General features: G+C 71.9%; 16 protein-coding genes and 1 rRNA gene. 8 read left to right on the top strand and 9 right to left on the bottom strand.

The window, feature by feature from the left end:
- Nucleotides 1–3 precede the first annotated feature (3 nt).
- Nucleotides 4–1,002 carry an Rv3235 family protein gene (locus ACFCZF_RS31565; RefSeq protein WP_376674527.1) on the top strand — a complete coding sequence of 333 codons (999 nt, stop codon included), beginning with the start codon at nucleotides 4–6 and terminating at the stop codon, nucleotides 1,000–1,002.
- Between the two features lie 114 nt (nucleotides 1,003–1,116).
- Here ACFCZF_RS31565 and secA read toward each other — a convergent pair whose 3' ends face one another.
- The gene (gene secA / locus ACFCZF_RS31560; protein ID WP_376674526.1) at nucleotides 1,117–3,963 is read right to left on the bottom strand and encodes a preprotein translocase subunit SecA; all 2,847 of its coding nucleotides are present in this window, start codon (nucleotides 3,961–3,963) and stop codon (nucleotides 1,117–1,119) included.
- Nucleotides 3,964–4,240: 277 nt separating this feature from the next.
- Between secA and ACFCZF_RS31555 the strand changes: the two genes are divergently transcribed.
- Together ACFCZF_RS31555 and ACFCZF_RS31550 are read left to right on the top strand one after the other, a co-directional pair.
- Nucleotides 4,241–4,807 carry a GNAT family N-acetyltransferase gene (locus tag ACFCZF_RS31555; protein ID WP_376674525.1) on the top strand — a complete coding sequence of 189 codons (567 nt, stop codon included), beginning with the start codon at nucleotides 4,241–4,243 and terminating at the stop codon, nucleotides 4,805–4,807.
- Nucleotides 4,808–5,034: 227 nt separating this feature from the next.
- On the top strand, nucleotides 5,035–6,210 hold the full coding sequence (locus tag ACFCZF_RS31550; protein WP_376674524.1) for a winged helix-turn-helix domain-containing protein: 1,176 nt from the start codon (nucleotides 5,035–5,037) through the stop codon (nucleotides 6,208–6,210).
- Between the two features lie 97 nt (nucleotides 6,211–6,307).
- On the opposite strand, the gene ACFCZF_RS31545 is transcribed toward ACFCZF_RS31550, so the two are convergent.
- The 7 genes from ACFCZF_RS31545 to mtnA form a co-directional block, all read right to left on the bottom strand.
- The gene (locus tag ACFCZF_RS31545; protein ID WP_375911766.1) at nucleotides 6,308–7,066 is read right to left on the bottom strand and encodes a response regulator; all 759 of its coding nucleotides are present in this window, start codon (nucleotides 7,064–7,066) and stop codon (nucleotides 6,308–6,310) included.
- Between the two features lie 224 nt (nucleotides 7,067–7,290).
- On the bottom strand, nucleotides 7,291–7,983 hold the full coding sequence (hpf, locus tag ACFCZF_RS31540) for a ribosome hibernation-promoting factor, HPF/YfiA family (protein WP_376674523.1): 693 nt from the start codon (nucleotides 7,981–7,983) through the stop codon (nucleotides 7,291–7,293).
- A gap of 313 nt (nucleotides 7,984–8,296) precedes the next feature.
- Nucleotides 8,297–9,139, bottom strand: a complete 843-nt coding sequence (locus ACFCZF_RS31535) for a ComF family protein (RefSeq protein ID WP_376674551.1) — start codon at nucleotides 9,137–9,139, stop codon at nucleotides 8,297–8,299.
- Between the two features lie 147 nt (nucleotides 9,140–9,286).
- Nucleotides 9,287–11,128, bottom strand: coding sequence for an LpqB family beta-propeller domain-containing protein (locus ACFCZF_RS31530; RefSeq protein ID WP_376674522.1), 1,842 nt, complete (start codon nucleotides 11,126–11,128; stop codon nucleotides 9,287–9,289).
- Nucleotides 11,118–13,202 carry an MtrAB system histidine kinase MtrB gene (gene mtrB, locus ACFCZF_RS31525; RefSeq protein WP_376674521.1) on the bottom strand — a complete coding sequence of 695 codons (2,085 nt, stop codon included), beginning with the start codon at nucleotides 13,200–13,202 and terminating at the stop codon, nucleotides 11,118–11,120. Before mtrB ends, ACFCZF_RS31530 begins: the two co-directional genes overlap by 11 nt.
- 1 nt (nucleotide 13,203) lies before the next feature.
- Nucleotides 13,204–13,893: a two-component system response regulator MtrA gene (mtrA, locus tag ACFCZF_RS31520; RefSeq protein WP_193776289.1), complete on the bottom strand. Its 690-nt coding sequence runs from the start codon at nucleotides 13,891–13,893 to the stop codon at nucleotides 13,204–13,206.
- 4 nt (nucleotides 13,894–13,897) lie between these two features.
- Nucleotides 13,898–15,040 (bottom strand): S-methyl-5-thioribose-1-phosphate isomerase, encoded by a 1,143-nt coding sequence (gene mtnA, locus ACFCZF_RS31515; RefSeq protein WP_375911755.1) that lies wholly within the window; start codon nucleotides 15,038–15,040, stop codon nucleotides 13,898–13,900.
- Between the two features lie 140 nt (nucleotides 15,041–15,180).
- Here mtnA and ACFCZF_RS31510 point away from each other — a divergent pair, with 140 nt between their 5' ends.
- The 5 genes from ACFCZF_RS31510 to ACFCZF_RS31490 are packed head-to-tail and all read left to right on the top strand — an operon-like array spanning nucleotide 15,181 to nucleotide 20,890.
- Entirely contained in the window at nucleotides 15,181–16,572 is a 1,392-nt protein-coding gene (locus ACFCZF_RS31510; protein ID WP_376674520.1) for a glycerophosphoryl diester phosphodiesterase membrane domain-containing protein, read from the top strand.
- Nucleotides 16,573–16,576: 4 nt separating this feature from the next.
- Nucleotides 16,577–17,371, top strand: coding sequence for a DUF4129 domain-containing protein (locus ACFCZF_RS31505; RefSeq protein ID WP_376674519.1), 795 nt, complete (start codon nucleotides 16,577–16,579; stop codon nucleotides 17,369–17,371).
- A complete protein-coding gene (locus tag ACFCZF_RS31500) occupies nucleotides 17,368–18,591 on the top strand; it encodes a DUF4350 domain-containing protein (protein WP_376674518.1) in 1,224 nt (407 codons plus the stop codon). The genes ACFCZF_RS31505 and ACFCZF_RS31500 overlap by 4 nt, the downstream gene beginning before the upstream one ends.
- Nucleotides 18,591–19,580: an AAA family ATPase gene (locus ACFCZF_RS31495; protein ID WP_376674550.1), complete on the top strand. Its 990-nt coding sequence runs from the start codon at nucleotides 18,591–18,593 to the stop codon at nucleotides 19,578–19,580. The genes ACFCZF_RS31500 and ACFCZF_RS31495 overlap by 1 nt, the downstream gene beginning before the upstream one ends.
- The gene (locus tag ACFCZF_RS31490; RefSeq protein WP_376674517.1) at nucleotides 19,580–20,890 is read left to right on the top strand and encodes a DUF58 domain-containing protein; all 1,311 of its coding nucleotides are present in this window, start codon (nucleotides 19,580–19,582) and stop codon (nucleotides 20,888–20,890) included. Before ACFCZF_RS31495 ends, ACFCZF_RS31490 begins: the two co-directional genes overlap by 1 nt.
- A gap of 96 nt (nucleotides 20,891–20,986) precedes the next feature.
- Here ACFCZF_RS31490 and rrf read toward each other — a convergent pair.
- Nucleotides 20,987–21,077 (bottom strand): 5S ribosomal RNA (gene rrf, locus ACFCZF_RS31485); the annotation flags it as partial.

Here is a 21,077-nt window from a genome sequence, read left to right as displayed (position 1 = left end):
CCCATGCGCAAGGTCATGACCAGGTCCCAGCCCAACCCGAACAGCACGCCCCTCCGCACACCGCCCCGCCCCCTCGCCCCCACCCCGCCCCGCGGCCCCGGCAGCGCCCCCACGCCCCAGCCTCCCGGCGCCACGCCCCTGCACACCCCGGCCACCACCCCGCCCCGCGAACCCGGCACCACCCCGCCCCACGGCCCCGGCAGCGCCCCCACAGCCCAGCCACCCGGCACCACGCCACCGCACACCGCTGCCGCCGCCCCGTCCCGCGAACCGGGGACCGTGCCGTATGACGGACCCGACGGCGCCCCCACGTCCCGGCCATCCGGCGCCGCACCGCTGTACACCCCGCCCCGCGTACCCGGCTCCGTCCCGTCCCGCGTACCCGGCGGCGTGCCGCCCCGCAGGCCCGGCGGGCGCGTCGTGCGGGCCGGCGCGCCCGGTGGCCGCCCGCCCGGCTCCCCGGGCAGGTCTCCGCGGGCCCGTACGAGGCCGGCGGACACCCGCCCGCCCACGGTCGGCCCGGGCGGGGCCACCGGGACGGGCCCGCGTGCGGCGACGGGCGCCCTCGTGACGGCCCCCGCCGCCCCGGCCGTGCACCCGTCCGCCCCGGCCCCGGCAGCGCCTCTCGTCCCCGCCCAGACCCCTCGCCGTCCCGTCCCGCAGCTCCGCCCCACCGACCGCTTCGCCGAGCTCCTCCTCAACGTGCTCAGCGGCAGGCGCCCCGTCCACTCGATGCTCCGCCACACCGCCGGCCGCGCCTACGACGATCTGGCCCACCTCGCCGAACGCGGCCCCCTGCGCACGCGCGGCACCCTCCCCGTCGTCCGCGACATCGGCTACTTCGAGCCCCGGCCGGGCGCCCTGGAGGTCTTCGCCCGGATCGGCGCGGGTGAGCAGCTGCGCGCCATGGCCTTCCGGCTGGAGCAGGGCCGCGACCTGCGCTGGCGCTGCACGGCGGTGGAACTGGGCGGCCCCCGCCGACCGCACACCGACGACGACTGAGACCGACGACAACCGGCACCACACGCCGGGACATGCCGCGACATACCGAAGGGCCGGGCACCCCAGAGGCGCCCGGCCCTTCCCACCGCTACGGCGCCCGAAGGCACCGCGCCGTCACTTCTTGCGGCGACGTCCGCCCTTGGCCTGCTTGCGGCGCTCCGCGCGCGTGAGCCCGTCGGACTGGGGCTGCGCGGGCTCGCCGTCGGTGGTGAAGTCGCCCTCGACGACACCGCCCTCGCCGTCCACGGTCGGGGCGGAGAAGTGCAGGCCCCGGCGCTGCGGGGCGTCGAGCCCCTTGGCACGGATCTCCGGACGGGCGCCCGCCTGAGCGGGGACGGCGTCCTGCTTGCCCTTGTCCAGCGACGGCCCCGCGTCCTCGACCGGGACCTCCTCGACCTGCTGCTCGACCTGGACCTCCAGGTTGAACAGGTAGCCGACGGACTCCTCCTTGATGCCGTCCATCATGGCCTGGAACATGTCGAAGCCCTCGCGCTGGTACTCGACCAGGGGGTCCTTCTGCGCCATCGCGCGCAGGCCGATGCCCTCCTGGAGGTAGTCCATCTCGTAGAGGTGCTCGCGCCACTTGCGGTCCAGGACCGAGAGTACGACCCGGCGCTCCAGCTCGCGCATGATCTCGGAGCCGAGCTGCGTCTCACGCGCCTCGTACTGCTCCTGGACGTCGTCCTTGATGGACTCCGAGATGTAGTCGGCGGTCAGCCCGGCCCGGTCGCCGGCCGCCTCCTCCAGCTCCTCGACGGTGACCTTCACCGGGTAGAGCTGCTTGAAGGCTCCCCACAGACGGTCGAGGTCCCAGTCCTCCGGGAAGCCCTCGGCGGTCTCGGCCTGCACGTACGCGTCGATCGTGTCGTTCATGAAGTGCTGGATCTGCTCCTGCAGGTCCTCGCCCTCCAGAACGCGGCGCCGCTCGCCGTAGATGACCTCGCGCTGCCGGTTGAGGACCTCGTCGTACTTCAGGACGTTCTTACGGGTCTCGAAGTTCTGCGTCTCGACCTGGGACTGGGCGGACGCGATCGCGCGCGTGACCATCTTGTTCTCGATCGGCACGTCGTCCGGGACGTTCGCCATCGACATCACGCGCTCGACCATCTGGGCCTTGAAGAGCCGCATGAGGTCGTCGCCGAGGGAAAGGTAGAAGCGGGACTCGCCGGGGTCGCCCTGACGACCGGAACGACCGCGCAGCTGGTTGTCGATACGGCGCGACTCGTGCCGTTCGGTGCCCAGGACGTAGAGGCCGCCGAGGTCCTTGACCTCCTCGAACTCCGCCTTGACCGCCTGCTCGGCCCGCTCCAGCGCCGCGGGCAGGGCCGCGGCCCACTCCTCGATGTGCTCCTCGGGGTCGAGGCCGCGCTGGCGCAGCTCCGCCTCGGCGAGGTCCTCGGGGTTGCCGCCGAGCTTGATGTCCGTACCACGGCCGGCCATGTTCGTGGCCACCGTCACGGAGCCCTTGCGGCCCGCCTGGGCGACGATCGTCGCCTCACGGTCGTGCTGCTTGGCGTTCAGCACCTCGTGCTGCACACCGCGCTTGCTGAGCTGCTGCGAGAGGTACTCGGACTTCTCGACCGAGGTGGTGCCGACGAGGATCGGCTGGCCCTTGCCGTGCTTCTCCTCGATGTCGTCGACGACCGCCTCGAACTTCGCGACCTCGGTGCGGTAGATCAGGTCCGACTGGTCCTTGCGGATCATCGGCCGGTTGGTCGGGATGGGCACCACGCCGAGCTTGTAGATCTGGTGGAACTCGGCGGCCTCGGTCATGGCCGTACCGGTCATGCCGGACAGACCGGGCTGTTCCTTGCCGTCGTGGTCGTGGCGCTTGTAGAGGCGGAAGAAGTTCTGGAGCGTGATCGTGGCGAGCGTCTGGTTCTCGTCCTTGATGTCCACCCCTTCCTTCGCCTCGATCGCCTGGTGCATGCCCTCGTTGTAACGGCGGCCGGCGAGGATACGGCCGGTGTGCTCGTCGACGATCATGACTTCGCCGTCGATGACGACGTAGTCCTTGTCCTTCTTGAAGAGTTCCTTGGCCTTGATGGCGTTGTTCAGGTAACCGACGAGCGGGGTGTTCACCGACTCGTAGAGGTTGTCGATGCCCAGCCAGTCCTCGACCTTGGCGACGCCGGACTCGTGAATGGCGACGGTGCGCTTCTTCTCGTCGACCTCGTAGTCGCCGGTCTCCTCGATGCCCTTGAGGGTGTTGCCCGCCTCGCCCTTCTTCAGGCGGGTGACCAGCTTGGCGAAGTCGCCGTACCACTTGGTGGCCTGGTCGGCCGGACCGGAGATGATCAGCGGCGTACGGGCCTCGTCGACGAGGATGGAGTCGACCTCGTCGACGATGGCGAAGTTGTGGCCGCGCTGGACGAGTTCGTCCTTGGACCACGCCATGTTGTCGCGCAGGTAGTCGAAGCCGAACTCGTTGTTCGTGCCGTAGGTGATGTCGCAGCCGTACATCTCGCGACGCTGGGCCGGCGTCTGGTTGGCGAGGATGCAGCCGACGTTCAGGCCGAGGAACTTGTGGACGCGGCCCATCATCTCGGAGTCGCGCTCGGCCAGGTAGTCGTTGACCGTGACGATGTGCACGCCCTCGCCGGACAGGGCGTTGAGATAGGCCGGCAGGGTGCCGACGAGGGTCTTGCCCTCGCCGGTCTTCATCTCGGCCACGTAGCCCATGTGCAGGGCCGCGCCGCCCATCATCTGCACGTCGTAGTGCCGCTGTCCCAGGACGCGCTTGGCGGCCTCCCGGACGGTGGCGAAGGCTTCGGGAAGCAGGTCGTCCAGGCTCTCACCATCGGCGTAGCGCTGCTTGTACTCATCGGTGAGGGCCCGCAGCTCGGCGTCGGAGAGGTCGACGAAGTCCTCTTCGATGGAGTTGACCTGGTCCGCGATGCGGTGCAGCTTGCGCAGGATCTTGCCTTCGCCTGCACGCATGATCTTCGAGAGGACGGACACGGGGGTTGGTCTCCTTGCCGGTCGGGCCTGGGACGGTCGTTTTCCTGTGACGGACTGAGCAACGGCCATCGTATGCGAGGACCCCGCCGCCCCGGGAGCCTGCTGTAACGGGGACCGTGTGCTCCTTCATCCAGCTTCCGGTCTGCTGTCATCGAGTTCAACGTCCGGGCACCGCGGATGGTGCCGCACCCGCCGACGAATCACGCGAAAAGTGACCGTCCGTTCACGCACGGCAAAAGGATGGCGCCCGCCGCGGGCCGCCGCGCAGAATCGGCCGATGGAACCCCTCACGCTCACCACCGACCGCCTGGTCCTGCGCGCGGTCGGCCCCCGGGACACCGATACCGTGTACGCCGCCTGCCAGGATCCCGACATCCAGCGCTGGACCACGATCCCCTCGCCCTACCTCCAGGAGCACGCACGGGGCTTCACGGAGCAGATGGTCCCCGACGGCTGGGCGAACGCCTCGATGTTCACCTTCGGCCTCTTCCTCCCCACCGGGGACCTGGCGGGGATGCTCGGCATCACGATGATCTCCCTGGGCGTCGGCGAGATCGGCTTCTGGGGCGCCAAGGAACACCGCGGCCACGGCTACGTCACCGAGGCCGCCGTCGCCGTCTCCCGCTGGGCCTTCACCGACCGGGCGATCGACCGCCTGGAGTGGCGCGCCGAGGTCGGCAACACGGCCTCCCGCGCGGTGGCCCGACGCGCGGGCTTCACCATGGAGGGCACGTTGCGCTCCGCGATCAACAACAACGGCGTACGCCGCGACTGCTGGATCGCCTCCCTCCTCCCCTCTGACCTCTCCCTCCCCTCAACGTCCCCGTACTTGCCGACCCCGTAGCTCCCCCAGCTGCGGGCAGTCGTGCCGCTGGGGCGGCACGGGTGGGCGCAGCGGCACCCCGCACCGCCGGGCCGCGCACCCAACCCCGCCCCACCCCGACGCACGGCGCCCAATAACCCCGGCCCACGACCACGCCCCCACACACCCTGCGCACCGCGCACCCGCACCCGCACCCCCATCCCCATCCCCATCCCCAGTGTCAGACCCACCCCCTATCGTGCGGACGTATGACGACCCTCCCGCCCCCCACCACGGAACTGTCCGCGCACGAGGCCCGCCGCCTCGCCCTCCGCGCACAGGGCTTCCTCGGCGCCCCCGACCGCCGCGCAGGCGTCCGCGGCGTCCTCCGTCACCTGGGCGCGGTGCAGCTCGACACCATCTCGGTCCTCGCCCGCTCGCACGAACTCATCCCGTACGCCCGCCTCGGCGCACTGGGCCGCAAAGCGGTCGAGGACGCCTACTGGCAGGACACGCACGCCTTCGAGTACTGGTCCCACGCCGCCTGCATCCTCCCCATCGAGGAGTGGCCCCACTTCGCGTTCCGCCGCCGCGCCTACCGCAACCGCCCGCACTGGAACCACCACCTCCCCGACGGCACCTACGACCAGGTCGTCAAGCAGCTCCGCGCCGAGGGCCCCCTCACCGCGACGGACCTGGGCGGCGCGAAGAAGACCAGCGAGTGGTGGGACTGGTCGGGCACCAAGGTCGCCGTCGAGCGCGCGCTCATGTACGGCGAGGTGGTGTGCGTCGAGCGCCGCGGCTGGAAGCGGGTGTACGACCTGGCCGAGCGCGCGGTCCCGGCCGCGCTGTTGCACGACGAGCTGGACGACGCCGAGTGCCTGCGCCGCCTGGTCCGCCTGGCCGGCCAGTCCCTGGGCGTCGGCACGCGCGCGGACATCGCGGACTACCACCGTCTCAAGAGTGAGCAGGTCGAAGCCGTGATCGCCGACTCGGGCCTGGTCCCGGTCACCGTGGAGGGCTGGGGCAAGCCGGCCTGGGCGGACCCGGCGGCCCTGGAGGTGCCCCCGCGTGGCCGGCACCGCACGACGCTTCTCTCGCCCTTCGACTCCCTGATCTGGGACCGTGCGCGTACGGAACGGATCTTCGGCTTCACCCACCGCCTGGAGGCCTACGTGCCCAAGCAGAAGCGGGTGCACGGCTACTTCGCGATGCCGGTCCTGGCCGCCGGACGGCTCGTCGGCCGGGTGGATCCCGCGCGCGAGGGGCGCACTCTGGTCGCCAAGCAGGTCACGCTGGACGGCCCCAGGGCCGCCCCGGCGGTGGCCCAGGCTCTGGTCGAGGCGGCGGGCTGGGTGGACTGCACGGACGTGCGCGTGGAACGGGTCGACGCGCCGGAGCTGCGCGAGCCGCTCACGAAGGAACTGACCCGCCTGCTCGCCTGAGCCGGCCAAGGCCGTCGGCGTCGGCCGTCAGTCATCGGCCGTCAGCCGGCGACCGGCGACCGGCGACCGGCGACCGGCGACCGGCGACCGGCGACCGTCAACGGATCTCGAGGATCTTCTCCCGCATCGCGTACACCACGGCCTCCATCCTGGAGTGCAGTTGCAGTTTCTCCAGGATGTTGCGCACGTGGTTCTTCACGGTGTTCTCGGAAATGAACAGTTCCTTGGCGATGTCCCGGTTGTTCATTCCCGTGGCGACCAGCTTGAGGACCTCCAGTTCACGGTCCGTGAGCCGCGGTGCGGGAACGAGCCGGCGTTCGTCGGTCCGCTGGATCATCGACTTGAACTCGGTGAGCAGTTTCGACGCCATGGACGGACTGATCTGCGACTGTCCGTCGGCCACGGCACGAATGGCGGTGGCCACCTCGTCCGTCGAGATCTCCTTGAGGAGATAACCGGTCGCGCCCGCCTTGATCGCGTCGTAGAGGTCGGCCTCCTCGTCACTGATCGTCAGCATGATGATCTTGGCGCTGGGGGCCACCTCCTTGATGGAGGTGCAGGCCTCGATCCCGCCCCGCTTGGGCATCCGCACGTCCATCAGGACGATGTCCGGCAGCAGGTCGGCGGCCTTCTCCACGGCCTCGGCGCCGTCACCGGCCTCCCCGACGACCTGGATGTCCTCCTCGGCCGCGAGCACGATCTCCAGACCGCGGCGGAACAAGGCATGGTCGTCCACGACCAGGACCCTGATCGGCTCCTTGCGCGCAGAGCCCGCGTCCGGGCCCATGCCGGCAGCGCCGTCGTCGATCCCCTCGTCGACGCCCTCGCCCCGCATCGGTCCGAAACTGTCCGCCATCGTTCCTCCCCCTGAAGGCTGTGGCCTGTGGTCCTGAGCCATCGCCAACCCAGAGCAACGACCCACCGGTTGGGCCGTTGCCGCCATGATTCCATGCCCGGCCGACACCGGGGTGACGAGCGGGCCACGAAGAGGTCGCACACCCTCGCGCACCGTCGCACACCGGTGCCCCTGGGGGCGCACAAGCGCTCCAGGGGCACCGATTCCGCTGTCGCCCGGCGTCGTCAGCCGCCGAGCGAGTCACCCGCCTCGGTGGCGTGCACCTGGGTGACCATCGTGTCCGTCGTGAGGTGGATCACGCCGTAGTCGTAGGCGTGCCGCCGATAGACGACGCTGGGCTCCTTCGTCTCGGAGTCGACGAACAGGTAGAAGTCGTGCCCGACCAGTTCCATCTCGTAGAGCGCCTGGTCGAGGGTCATCGGTGCGGCCACGTGGGTCTTCTCGCGGACGACGAGTGGACCGTCGCCCTGGACCTCCAGCGAGCCGATCTTCTTGGTGGGTACGCCGTCCTGCTTCTCCTGCGGGACGACGTCGCCGTTCCCGTTGAGCGTCGCCGCGCCGGGGACGTGGTCGGCGACCTCGGCCGCCGGGATCCGGCGCGCACCGCGGCGCGAGAAGCGCTTGTCGTGCTGCTTGCGCAGCCGGGCACCGAGCTTCTCCGCCGCCAGGTCGAGCGCCGCGTACGGGTCGCTCGCCGCTGCCTCCGCCCGGATCACCGGACCGCGGGAGCGGAGCGTGATCTCCACTCGGTCACAGCGGTCGGCCTGCCGGGGGTTCGGCTCCTTGGACACCTCGACGTCGAGGCTGATCACCTTGCCATCGAGCTTCTGGATCTTCTCCAGCTTCAGCTTCTCGGCCACGTGCTTCCGGAACCGCTCGGGCACCTCGGTCTTGCGGCCCTTGACGACGATGTCCACGCAGAACTCCGTTCCCGGATCGCTCCGCTTCGATGGCGGAGCATCTCCCTTTTGCACCAGGTTCCGGTCTAGCCCAGAACCTCGGACTCGGTGACTTCCACCTCCTCCCCCGCGGGCGAGATCTCCACTCCACCGGTGCGGGTGATGACGGTGAAACCCGCAGCACGGCATTCGGATTTGAGAGGTGTGGCCTGCGGCTTTGCCTCACAACCGAACATATCTCGCCCGGACGGATGTCGTCACCCTCTACCGCGGCGTACCTCCGTTCCAGTGAATTGACCCTCTCATTACCTGCAACGAGGCAAGTTTCCAGTCAGTTCCGGTTTATTTCGAAAGAATCTGGTGAAGCCGCGACCACTGCCGCGCAGATCACTTCACGGATCACGCCACCGCCTTCGTTCGGACCCGCCATTCGGGGCCCGGCCTTCCGTTCCTCTCTGCCTTCCCCTGCCGACGACGGATACACAGCGGATTTCGCCTCGGCCTGCGCCTCGCGCAGGGCACGCGCCGACTCCGTCAGGGACGCCCCGGTCGTCATGAGGTCATCGACGAGGACGACCGGCCCGCCTCCGCCCAGCAGCCGGCCACCGCCGGGAGCCACCGCCAGCGCGCCGGCGAGATTGTGCAGCCGCTGCCGGGCGCCGAGCCCCGACTGGTCGGCCACGGCGTGCCGTTGCCGCAGCACGGCCAGCACCCGGGCGGACGTCCCGCTCCGTCGCAGCTCCCCCGCGGCCGCGAGGGCGATCCGCCGCGCCGGGTCGTGCCCGCGTGTGCGCACCGCCCGGGGCGCGGACGGCACGGGCACGAGCAGCACCGGCCCCCGCCCGCGTATGTCCTCCGCCTCACCGGCGCCCCATCGTGCCTCCCGGAGCCCGGCCCGCACCGCCCCTGCCAGCGCCACACCGAGCGGTGCCGTGAGGGCCAGCACGCCCCGCTCCTTGTGGGCCAGCAGAGCGGCCCGTACCTCGTCCGCGTACCGGGCGGCCGCGTGCACCACGGGCAGCCCCGACGGCTCCGGCACCGGCCGCACCCGGCGCGGTGCGGCGCCGCTCAGCGCCGTACGGCACCGGGGACACAGCACCGTGCGCGCCCTGCCGCAGCCTCCGCACTCGGCCGGCAGCACAAGGTCGGTGAGGTCCCGCCACCATTCCCGCATTCCCCGCATGGCCACCACTGTGCCAATGCCCGCGGGGCTCGACCAGGCCTGTGGAAAACGCAGGAGAGCGCCCTGTGGAAACTCCGAGCCCCGCCCGCCACGCGTCACCCACACGAGTGAACGTCCGCGTCGGAAGAGCCGGATGCCTCACCCCGGATAGACCGGCGCCGTCCCCTCCGTCACCTTCTGCCACTGCAGCCCGGACGGCAGCCGCACGATCACGTCCTCCGAGTACGCCACCAGCGGCAGCCGCTCGTCCTCGGTCGCGGCGATCTCCTTCACGCCGGTCAGCGCGGCGGGCACCGAGGCCTCCGGCGTGGAGCCGTCGACCTGCACGTATCCGATCTGCTGGACGCCCCCGCGCTCGCGCCCGACCACCACGAGCCGGCTGTCACCGGCCCACGACATGGCCGTGACCTCCTCCAGCTCCGGGGTCGCGGAGCGCAGTTCGAGGACGGTGACCGAGGACGGTTCGCCGGCCTTCCCGTCCCGTTCGATTCGTCCGATGAGCAGGGACCGCTTGCCGTCCTTCTCCACGATGAGCGCGATCCGCACGCCGTCGGCCGCCACCCGCACGGCCTGGACCCGCCCGTCCAGACCCGGGGTCCGCACCTCCACGGGCCGGCCCTTGCCCTCGTTGAGCAGCAGCAGGCGGGGGTCGGCCGGGTCGCGGTCGGCGATCCACAGGTCGCCCTGCGCGTCCCAGCTGGGCGGCGTCAGCCGGTTCTCCTCCGTCTTGCCCTTGCTGACCAGCACGGGATCTCCGAGCGAACCGCCCGACACCAGCGAGCCGACGTACAGCGACTTGTTGTCGAGACGGATGCCGGCCGCGCTGCGCTCGTCCCGCGACACCGCCACCGCCCCCAGGGCCGCCACGCCCTCGCCCAGCGCCCCGGGGACCGGTTCCGGCCGGGTCCCGCTGCTGCCGGCGGCGATGCGCACCAGGCGTTCCTCTTCGTCGATGAAGTACAGGTAGTCGGGCCGCTGCGCCGAGCCGCGCGTCGCGACCGTCTCCGCCCGGTCCTCGGTGAGGGAGCACAGTCGCTCACCGCCCGAGCGCAGCTCGACCTCGTCCACCACCGGGGTGAGGTTCTGCAGCGTGAAGAGGAGCTGGGCCGCCATCTCGTCGCACTTGTCGTCGCCGACCCCGGCCGCCCGGTCGTTCAGCCGCACCGTCAGCTTGTTGCGGTCGTCGGGCGTCAGCGAGTCGACGTTCTCCGCCAGCGCCGTGCCGGTCGGGAAGCTCGACCTGACCACGGGCCCGAGCAGGCTGGTCGGCCCGCTGATCAGGGAACGCACCACCTGGGTCATGGGGTCCACGAGCCGCCGCACGTAGACGGGATCGGCGACGGCCGCCGGCTGCGCACTCGTACCTGCCTGCGCGGTGGGAGCGGTGTTCGAGGCGAAGTAGTACTTGTTGACGGACATGTAGGTGCGCTGGAAGTCCGACTTGCCCATGATGACGCCTTGCGGCAGCGCGTCGATGCGCCACTGCCCGGTCTTGCCGTCCCGGCTGAGGTGCACCGGTTCGCGGTACTGGCCGTCCGACGGCGAGTACGACCGCTGCCCGTCCACCGTGGCGACCCTGGTGCCGGTCAGCGTGACCGAGTAGTCGTCGGCGTCCTCGCGGCTTCCCGAGTGGTCGGACTCGGTTCCCGGTCCGCCCGTGAGCACCGTGGTGGACCGCTCCGGCCGCCAGGTCTTCGCGGCCTCGCCCGTCAGGTACTTGCGCGCGGTCTCGTACTCCGGCTCGTTGCTGGTCAGCGCCTCCAGGAAGCCCTGCACGATCTCCGTGGGCGAGTCGTCCTCCCGCGGCGGCATCGCGAACACCCGCACCTGCGGGTCCTGCCGGGGCGTGGACTCCACGCCCCGCAGATCCCCGCTGTCGGGCATGGACGCACACCCCGCCAGCAGTACGACGCCACAGACGGCGTACGCCACCACGCGTGCCGGCCCCCGCCGACCGCTCCCCTCGCGGTCAGCGCCCACGAGATGCCTCCCCTTGCCTGCTCGAGTCCTCCGGCTGCTCCGGTCCGGCGTCCGGGCGGCTCGTCGCCTCCGGCGCGGGCCCGCCGTCCTGTCTCCGGGCGCCCGACACGGGCCGCGGCACCACGCGCGCGCCGTTGCCGGGCAGCGCCGTCGGATCGGCCGTGGGGGCCACCGTGGCCGACCGCGACGGGATCGGGCCCCGGGCGGACACCGGGGGCACCTGCCCGAGCGGCGCCTGCGCCGGAACGGTGGCCGTCTTTCCCGTGCCGTGCGCCGCACCGGCGTCATTGAGTCCGGCCTCGCCCAGCCCGCGATTGCGCCGCGAGTCCGTCGGCTCCAGCGGTATCGGTGAGCCCCGCAGCGGCTCGTCCGCCGTCCTGGGCAGCGTCAGCCGGAACTGCGATCCGCCGCCCGGCTCGCCCCAGGCCTGCAGCCAGCCTCCGTGCAGCCGCGCGTCCTCCAGGGCGATGGAAAGCCCCAGACCCGTACCGCCGGTGGTACGCGCGCGTGCCGGGTCGGCACGCCAGAAGCGGCTGAAGACCCGGGTCGCCTCGCCCGGCTTGAGGCCTACGCCGTAGTCGCGCACCGCGACAGCGACCGCGCCGCCGGCCGCGGCGAGCTTGACGACGACGTCGTTGCCCTCGCCGTGCTCGACGGCGTTGACGACGAGGTTGCGCAGCACGCGCTCCACGCGCCGCGCGTCCGCCTCGGCGACGACGGGCTGCTGGTCGCCGGCGACGCGTATCCGCGTGCCCTTACGCTCGGCGAGCGGTTCGGCCCCGCCCACGACCCGCCGTACGACCTCCCTGAGGTCTATCGGCTCCGCCTCCAGCGCCGCCGCACCCGCGTCGAAACGGCTGATCTCCAGCAGGTCCGCGAGCAGCGTCTCGAACCGGTCCAGCTGGTCGGCGAGCAGCTCGGCCGACCGCGCGGTCACCGGATCGAAGTCCACGCGCGCGTCGTGGATGACGTCGGCGGCCATCCGCACGGTCGTCAGCGGCGTCCGCAGTTCGTGCGACACGTCGGAGACGAACCGCCGCTGCATCCGCGACAGGTCCTCGAGCTGGCTGATCTTGAGCTGCAGGTTCTGCGCCATCTTGTTGAAGGCCTCGCCGAGCCGCGCGATGTCGTCCTCGCCGGTGACCTTCATCCGTTCCTGCAGCCGCCCGGCGGACAGCCGCTCGGCGACGCCGGCCGCCATTCGTACGGGCGTGACGACCTGGCGCACCACGAGCCAGGCGATGGCCCCGAGCAGGACGACGACGAAGAGCCCGGCCGTCGCCAGCGTGCCTCTGACCAGGCTCAGCGACTCCTCCTCCTGCGTGAGCGGGAAGAGGTAGTACAGCTGGTACGGCTCACCGTTCGGGTCGTTGACCTGCTTGCCGATGACCAGGCCGGGCTGCGACGCCTCGCCGGAGTCGTAGACGATCCGGGTGTAGCTCTGCGCCGCCGCCGTACTGCCGTCGATCCGTTCCCGCAGGTCCTCGGGCACGCTGGCCGACCAGTTGACGAAGCCCGAAGCGCGCGGGCCGCGCCCGCTGCCGCTGTCCCCGCCCATGGGGAGCGTGACCACGTCGAAGGCGCCCTGGCCGCCGCTGGAGAGCGACTTGACCAGTTCACTCATCCACTGGATGACGTTCTGCGGGGGACGGCCGTCCACGGGCACACCCTCGTCACCGGTCACGCTGGCCGACTCCTCGGCCTTCTGCTTGGCCACCGCGAACCCGCCGGTCGCCTGGCTCTGGGAGGCCTTCACCTTGGCGTCCAGCAGCCCGTTGCGGACCTGCCCGATCACCACGAAGCCGAGCAGCAGCACCACGCCCAGCGACATCAGCAGCGTGGTGACGACGACCTTGAGCTGGATGTTGCGCCGCCACAGCCGCATGACGGGCAGCAGCGGACGGCGCACCCAGCGCATGAACAGACGGAGCACCGGGCTGCCCTGCACCCCGCCGTGCAGCAGCCCGCCCTCCAGCAGACGGCTCCAGCGGGAGCCGGCGGGCGGGGGGCCGACAGGCCGTCCGGCGCGGGCCCCGGAGCGGCCGGGCGCCGAAGCGGCACTGTCCCTGCTCATGTCAGCTCGGTCCCGCCTTGTAACCGACGCCACGGACGGTCACCACGATCTCCGGCTTCTCCGGGTCCTTCTCGACCTTGGAGCGCAGCCGCTGCACATGCACGTTGACCAGCCGGGTGTCGGCCGCGTGCCGGTAGCCCCAGACCTGCTCCAGGAGCACCTCACGCGTGAACACCTGCCACGGCTTGCGGGCCAGCGCCACCAGCAGGTCGAACTCCAGCGGCGTCAGCGCGATCGACTGACCCTCCCGCTTCACGGAGTGACCGGCCACGTCGATGACCAGGTCGCCTATGGCGAGCTGCTCCGGTGCCGGCTCCTCGGACCTCCTCAGGCGCGCCCTGATACGGGCCACCAGCTCCTTCGGCTTGAACGGCTTCACGATGTAGTCGTCGGCGCCCGACTCCAGACCCACCACGACGTCGACGGTGTCACTCTTCGCCGTCAGCATCACGATCGGCACACCCGACTCCGCCCTGATCAGGCGGCACACCTCGATGCCGTCCCGACCGGGCAGCATCAGGTCGAGCAGCACCAGATCAGGCTTGGTCTCCCGGAAGGCGGCCAGCGCCTTGTCGCCGTCGGCTACGAAAGATGGCTCAAAACCCTCACCACGCAGCACAATGCCGAGCATCTCGGCCAGTGCGGTGTCGTCGTCGACGACAAGGACTCGTCCCTTCATAAACGACATCATCCCATTAGCTAATCGTTACCTGGCGTGACCTGGCACACAGCTCCGCGAGAGCCTCTGCCGTCACGGGCGAAACCGCGCCCTCCTCGGTGACGATCGCCGTCACCAGCTCAGGCGGAGTCACGTCGAACGCCGGGTTGTACGCCTGGGTCCCCAGGGGTGCCACCGGAATCCCGCCTCCCGCTCCGGTCACCGGCACCTGAGGTGCTGTGACCTCGGTCACTTCGTATCCGGGACGCTGTTCCACCTCGATGGACGCCCCGTCCGGCGTGTCCGGATCCACCGTCGTGACCGGTGCCACCACGATGAACGGCACATGGTGGTACCTCGCGAGCACGGCGAGCGGATAGCTCCCCACCTTGTTCGCCACCGAACCGTCGGCCGCGATGCGGTCCGCGCCGACGAGCACCGCGTCCACCTCACCCGCCGCGAACAGCGAACCGGCCGCGTTGTCGGTGAGCAAGGTGTACGCCATGTCGTTGCGGGCCGCCTCGTATGCCGTCAGGCGAGCACCTTGCAGCAACGGACGCGTTTCGTCCACCCAGAGGCGCCGCAGCCGACCCGACCGGTGCGCCGCGAGCGCCACCGCGAAGGCCGTCCCCTCACCGCCCGACACCAGCGCCCCGCTGTTGCAGTGCGTCAGGACCCGGTGCCCGCCGGCGGGCAGCAGCTCGTCCAGCAGCGCCAGCCCGTGCGCGGCCATCCGGGCGCTGGCCTCGGCGTCCTCCCGGTGCAGCGCCCGCGCCGCGGCCAGCGCGGCCGCGGCGGCCTGGCGGGTGTCGCCGGTCCTGGCGAGCGCCTCCTGGTGAGCGGCCTGGGCCCGGCGCACACCGACGGCGAGGTTCACCGCGGTGGGGCGGGACCCCGCCAGCGCGGCCGCGGCCTCCTCCACCTCGAAGCCGCGGACGGCGGCGAGCGCGACGCCGTAGGCGCCCGCGATGCCGAGCAGCGGCGCCCCGCGCACGGCGAGCGAGCGGATCGCCTCCACGAGCGCGGACGCGTCCGTGCAGACCAGTTCGACCTCCTCGGCCGGCAGCCTGGTCTGGTCCAGCAGGACCAGCACGGGCCCCTCGGGTGGTTCCTCCCAGCGCAGCGCCGGGATCTCGGTCGGCCGCTTGTCCTCGCCGCTTCGCGCGTCCTGATCAGCCATGCGGTCAGTCTGCCCCCTACCGGGCGGACAATTGAAGGTGCGCAGGCCATACCGCGCCCGGTCCGCACCCGACCACGCCATGGCACGATGGCTGCCAACCTGCCGCCGCGACCGCGGACGGGCACCGTGAAGGAGCGACGATGAACGACACTCCGGGCTGGGCCTCGCCCGGATCCGCCCCGTCCGACGGGCGGGAGCCCGGCGCGTCCGGCCCCGCCGAGCCCGCCGACCGCCCCAACGGCCCCGATCAGCCCGCGCACCCCGCGGACCAGCCGGGCGCGGAACCGACGAGCCCCGGCACGAAGTGGTCCAAGGAGCAGCCGCCGCCCGGACAGTGGCCCGCGCCCACCGGCCCCGGCCAGGCCCCGCCTCCCCCACCTCCGCACCAGGGCTGGGGCGCTCCGCCTCCCGGCCACCCCGGCGGCGGCTACGGCGGCCCGGGCGGATACGGAGGTCCCGGTGGCTACGGCGGCCAGGGCGGGGGCTACGGCGGCTACGGCCCGCCCGGTGGGCACGGCGGCTGGGGAGGCGGCTGGGGAGGCCCCCCGCCCGCGGCCAAGCCCGGCGTGATCCCGCTCCGCCCGCTCGGCGTCGGCGAGATCCTCGACGGCGCGGTCTCCACCATGCGCACCTACTGGCGCACGGTCCTCGGCATCTCGCTGACCGTCGCGGTCTTCACGGAGATCATCGTCGTGCTGCTCCAGGGCCTCGTCCTGGACAACACCAGCACCGAGGCCCTCAACGACCCCGACGCCACCCTGAGCGAACTCGGCGACGCCCTGACCGACACCACGATCAACTCGGGTGTCATCTTCCTGATCTCCCTGATCGGCACCGTACTGGCCACCGCCCTGCTGACCACCGTCACCAGCCGCGCCGTACTCGGCAGGCCGGTGACCACCGGTGAGGCCTGGCGGGACGCCCGCCCCCAGGTCCTGAAGCTGTTCGGCCTGATCGTGCTGCTGCTGCTCATCGTCTTCGGCATCGTCATGGTCGGCATGGCCCCCGGCCTCCTCGTCACAGCCACCGGTGGCGGCGACGCGGGCGTGGCCCTGACCGTCCTGGGCTTCCTGGCGGCCGGCGTCGTCGCGGTGTGGCTCATGGTCCGCTTCTCGCTCGCGTCCCCCGCGCTGATGCTGGAGAAGCAGGGCATCAAGAAGGCGATGGGCCGCTCCGTGAAGCTGGTGCGCGGCTCCTGGTGGCGGGTCTTCGGCATCCAGCTGCTCGCCACGATCATCGCGAACGTCGTCGCGTCGATCATCGTCATCCCCTTCGCCTTCCTCGCCGCGACCCTCGGTGGCGACGGCATAGGCGGCTTCCTGGAGGGCACCGGAGACCTCGGCTGGACGTTCCTCGTCGTCAGCGGGATCGGCTCGGTGATCGGCTCGATGATCACCTTCCCGATCACGGCCGGCGTGGCCGTCCTGCTCTACATCGACCAGCGCATTCGCCGCGAGGCCCTCGACCTCGAACTGGCCCGGGCAGCCGGCCTTCCGGGCACCGGCGCTCCCGGCACCACCCCGGGGAGCTGATGCGGTGAGCCCGGCGGGGGGAGTTCTCACAGAGGCGCTGTCACGCACCGCCGTACGGACGCTGTCGCGCTCCGGCGACGCCTCCGTGCTGTCGCTGTCGCGCTCCGGTGACGAACCGCCGGTGACGATCCCGCGCGACCCCGCGCGGGAGGCCGCCCGGCGCGAGCTGTCCAAGCGGATGTACCACGAGAACGACCCCAGCTGGTTCCAGCGGGCCCTGAACGCCTTCTGGGACTGGATCAACGAGCTGTTCAGCAGCGCGTCCACCGCGACTCCCGGAGGGACGTTCGGCCTGATCGTCATCATCGTGGCCGTAGTGGCCGCGCTGGGCGCCCTCTGGTGGCGCCTGGGCACCCCGCGCCGCCAACCGACCTCGGCCCCCGCCCTGTTCGACGACCGCCCCCGCAGCGCCGCCGACCACCGCGCCGCCGCCGAGGCACACGCCGCCCAGGGACACTGGAACCAGGCCGTCCAGGAACGCATGCGGGCCGTCGTCCGCGCCCTGGAGGAACGCGCCCTCCTCGACAGCCGCCCCGGCCGCACCGCCGACGAGGCGGCCACCGAAGCCGGCCGCGCCATGCCCGTCCACGGCGCCCCGCTGCGCGCCGCGGCCCGCGACTTCGACGACGTCACATACGGCGGCCGCCCCGGCACCGAGCAGTCGTACCGGCGCCTCACCGAACTCGACCGCGACCTGGAACGCACCAAGCCGCAACTGGCAACCAGCACGACCGCCAGTACGACCGCCAGTACGACCGCCAGCGCGGACCCGAACACCCGCCCGGGAGCCGCCGAATGACCACCGAGGCCACGCTCCCCACCACCTCGGCCTCGCCCACCGCCCGCCAGGTGTGGACACGCGCGCGGGGCATCACGCTCGCGCTCGTCGTGCTGCTCGTCGCCGCCGTCGCGATCGCCGTCATCCGCTCCGACGCCCAGCACGGCGAACTCGACCCGCGCTCCGCCGACCCCTCCGGCAGCCGGGCCGTCGCCGAACTCCTCGCCGACCGGGGCGTGTCCACGCGCGTGGTCGACACCCTGGACGACGCACGCGCCGCGGCCGGCCCGGACACCACCCTGCTGGTCGCCGTCCCCGACCTCCTGACCGAACGCCAGCAGACGCGGCTGCGCTCCGCGACCGAGGGCTCCGGCGGCCGTACCGTCCTCGTGGCCCCGGGCGGCCCCGCCGTCGAACGGCTCGCCCCCGGCGTCACCGCCGACCCCGCGCTCAGCCTCGACTCGACGCTCGCCCCCGACTGCGACCTTCCCGCCGCCCGCCGCGCGGGCAGCGCCGACACCGGCGGCATCCGCTACAGCAGCTCCCACATCGAAGCCGACGCCTGCTACCCCAGCCGACGCCTGGCCACCCTGCTCCGCATCCCCGACACACCCGGAGACGCGGCCCAGGGAGGAACCACCCCGGGCGACACAGTCGTACTCGGCGCCCCCGACGTCTTCTACAACGACCACCTCGACGAGCACGGCAACGCCTCGCTCGCCCTCCAACTCCTCGGCTCCCGCGACCATCTGGTCTGGTACCTCCCCTCGCTCACCGACGCCACCACCCCGGACGAGGAGCGCAGCTTCTTCGACCTGCTCCCCTCCGGCTGGCTCTGGGGCACGTTGCAGCTCTTCGTCGCCGCCGCCCTCGCGGCCCTGTGGCGGGCACGCCGACTCGGCCCCCTGGTGCCCGAAAGACTCCCCGTCGCGGTCCGCGCCTCCGAAACCGCCGAGGGCCGCGCCCGCCTCTACCGCAAGACGAACGCCCGCGACCGCGCGGCCACCGCTCTTCGCTCCGCCACCCGCACCCGCCTCGCCCCCCTCGTAGGCGTCCCCGTCGCCCAGGCGCACACGCCCGAGGCCCTGCTCCCCGCCCTGTCCGCCCACCTCCACGGCGAACACGGCGACGGACAGTCCCTGCACACCCTCCTCTTCGGCCCGCCGCCCGGCGACGACGCGGCCCTCATCGCCCTCGCCGACCAACTCGACGCCCTCGAAAGAGAGGTACGCCGTCCATGATGGACCCGACCACTGACAACGCCGGGCAGACCGGGGACCCGGGCAACGCCCGCGCCGCCCTGGAAGCCCTGCGCGCCGAGATCGCCAAGGCCGTGGTCGGCCAGGACGCCGCCGTCACCGGTCTCGTCGTAGCGCTCCTGTGCCGCGGCCACGTCCTCCTCGAAGGGGTCCCCGGCGTCGCCAAGACCCTCCTCGTCCGCGCCCTGGCCGCAGCCACCGAACTCGACACCAAGCGCGTCCAGTTCACCCCCGACCTGATGCCGAGCGACGTCACCGGCTCCCTGGTCTACGACGCCCGCACCGCCGAGTTCTCCTTCCAGCCCGGCCCGGCCTTCACCAACCTGCTCCTCGCCGACGAGATCAACCGCACGCCCCCGAAGACCCAGTCGTCCCTCCTCGAAGCCATGGAGGAACGCCAGGTCACGGTCGACGGCACACCCCGCCCCCTCCCCGAGCCGTTCCTGGTCGCGGCGACCCAGAACCCGGTCGAGTACGAGGGCACCTACCCCCTCCCGGAAGCCCAGCTGGACCGCTTCCTCCTCAAGCTCACCGTCCCCCTCCCCTCCCGGCAGGACGAGATCGACGTCCTCACCCGCCACGCCTCGGGCTTCAACCCGCGCGACCTGCACGCCGCCGGCGTACGCCCCGTGGCGAGCGCCGCCGACCTGGAGGTGGCCCGCGCGGAGGTGGCCAAGACAACGATCTCCCCCGAGATCACGGCCTACGTCGTCGACATCTGCCGGTCCACCCGCGATTCGCCCTCCCTCACCCTCGGCGTCTCCCCACGCGGAGCCACGGCACTGCTCTCGACGGCCCGCGCGTGGGCCTGGCTGACGGGCCGCGACTACGTCACCCCCGACGACGTGAAGGCCCTCGCCCTCCCCACCCTCCGACACCGCGTCCAGCTCCGTCCGGAGGCGGAGATGGAGGGCGTGACCACGGACTCCGTCATCAACGCGATCCTCGCCCACGTCCCCGTGCCCCGCTGATGGCACTCACCGGACGCACCGCACTCCTCGCGGCCCTGGGCTCCGTGCCCATCGGCATCTGGGACCCCAGCTGGACGGGCATCCTCGCGGTCAACGCGCCGCTGGCCGTGGCCTGCGCCTGCGACTTCGCCCTGGCCGCCCCGGTGCGACGCCTGCGCCTGTCCCGCTCCGGCGACACCTCCACGCGCCTGGGCGACACCGCCGACGTCACGCTGACGGTCACCAACCCGTCCAACCGCCCGCTCCGCGCCCACCTCCGCGACGCCTGGCCGCCCAGCAGCTGGCGGCCCGGCACGGAGACGGCGGCCTCCCGCCACCGCGTAACAGTGCCCGCAGGGGAACGCCGACGCGTCACCACGCGTCTACGCCCCACCCGCCGCGGGGACCGCCAGTCGGACCGCGTCACGATTCGCTCGTACGGCCCTCTGGGCCTCTTCACCCGCCAGGGCACCCACCGGGCCTCCTGGACGGTACGCGTCCTGCCCCCGTTCACCAGCCGCAAGCACCTGCCGTCCAAGCTGTCCCGCCTGCGCGAACTCGACGGCCGCACCAGCGTGCTCACCCGCGGGGAGGGCACGGAGTTCGACAGCCTCCGCGAATACGTCCCCGGCGACGACACCCGTTCCATCGACTGGCGTGCGACAGCCCGCCAGTCCACCGTCGCCGTACGCACCTGGCGCCCAGAACGCGACCGGCACATCCTGCTCGTCCTCGACACCGGCCGCACCTCGGCCGGCCGAGTGGACGACGCCCCCCGCCTCGACGCCTCCATGGACGCCGCCCTGCTCCTGGCCGCCCTCGCCTCCCGCGCCGGCGACCGCGTCGATCTCCTCGCGTACGACCGCCGGGTACGCGCCCTCGTCCAGGGCCGCACGGCGGGCGACGTACTACCTTCCCTGGTCAACACGATGGCGACCCTGGAACCGGAGCTCGTGGAAACCGACGCCCGCGGCCTCACCGCCACGGCCCTCAGGTCGGCTCCTCGCCGCTCCCTGATCGTGCTCCTCACGACACTCGACTCGGCCCCGATCGAAGAGGGACTACTCCCCGTCCTGCCACGCCTGACCCAGCGCCATACGGTCGTCCTGGCATCGGTCGCAGACCCGCACATCTCCCGGATGGCCAAGGGCCGCGAAAACACGGACGCCGTCTACGAGGCCGCGGCAGCAGCACAGGCCCAGGCGGAACGCGATCGCACCGCGGGCCAGCTCCGCCGGCACGGCGTCACAATCGTCGACGCGATCCCTGACGAACTCGCTCCGGCGCTGGCCGACGCCTACCTGGAACTGAAGGCGGCGGGCCGTCTGTAAAGGGCGGGGCTGAAAGGGCCCCGCCGCCAACCCAACTGCCCCTGAAACGCAGGAAACCCCGCACCGTTTCCGGTGCGGGGTTTCCTTTGAATGATTGTTCGGCGGCGTCCTACTCTCCCACAGGGTCCCCCCTGCAGTACCATCGGCGCTGTAAGGCTTAGCTTCCGGGTTCGAAATGTAACCGGGC

The sequence above is a fragment of the Streptomyces sp. NPDC056296 genome, from assembly GCF_042268605.1.
Taxonomy (GTDB): domain Bacteria; phylum Actinomycetota; class Actinomycetes; order Streptomycetales; family Streptomycetaceae; genus Streptomyces.
The sequence above is the reverse complement of the archived record's forward strand: the minus strand, read 5'-3'. Positions and strand labels throughout refer to the sequence as shown.

Bases quoted from the DNA above. Each gene is read 5' to 3' on its own strand.
- ACFCZF_RS31565 (WP_376674527.1), top strand. From the start codon at position 4: ATGCGCAAGGTCATGACCAGGTCCCAGCCCAACCCGAACAGCACGCCC.
- ACFCZF_RS31555 (WP_376674525.1), top strand. From the start codon at position 4,241: ATGGAACCCCTCACGCTCACCACCGACCGCCTGGTCCTGCGCGCGGTC.
- ACFCZF_RS31550 (WP_376674524.1), top strand. From the start codon at position 5,035: ATGACGACCCTCCCGCCCCCCACCACGGAACTGTCCGCGCACGAGGCC.
- ACFCZF_RS31545 (WP_375911766.1), bottom strand. From the start codon at position 7,066: ATGGCGGACAGTTTCGGACCGATGCGGGGCGAGGGCGTCGACGAGGGG.
- ACFCZF_RS31535 (WP_376674551.1), bottom strand. From the start codon at position 9,139: ATGCGGGAATGGTGGCGGGACCTCACCGACCTTGTGCTGCCGGCCGAG.
- mtrB (WP_376674521.1), bottom strand. From the start codon at position 13,202: ATGAGCAGGGACAGTGCCGCTTCGGCGCCCGGCCGCTCCGGGGCCCGC.
- mtrA (WP_193776289.1), bottom strand. From the start codon at position 13,893: ATGATGTCGTTTATGAAGGGACGAGTCCTTGTCGTCGACGACGACACC.
- mtnA (WP_375911755.1), bottom strand. From the start codon at position 15,040: ATGGCTGATCAGGACGCGCGAAGCGGCGAGGACAAGCGGCCGACCGAG.
- ACFCZF_RS31510 (WP_376674520.1), top strand. From the start codon at position 15,181: ATGAACGACACTCCGGGCTGGGCCTCGCCCGGATCCGCCCCGTCCGAC.
- ACFCZF_RS31500 (WP_376674518.1), top strand. From the start codon at position 17,368: ATGACCACCGAGGCCACGCTCCCCACCACCTCGGCCTCGCCCACCGCC.
- ACFCZF_RS31495 (WP_376674550.1), top strand. From the start codon at position 18,591: ATGGACCCGACCACTGACAACGCCGGGCAGACCGGGGACCCGGGCAAC.
- ACFCZF_RS31490 (WP_376674517.1), top strand. From the start codon at position 19,580: ATGGCACTCACCGGACGCACCGCACTCCTCGCGGCCCTGGGCTCCGTG.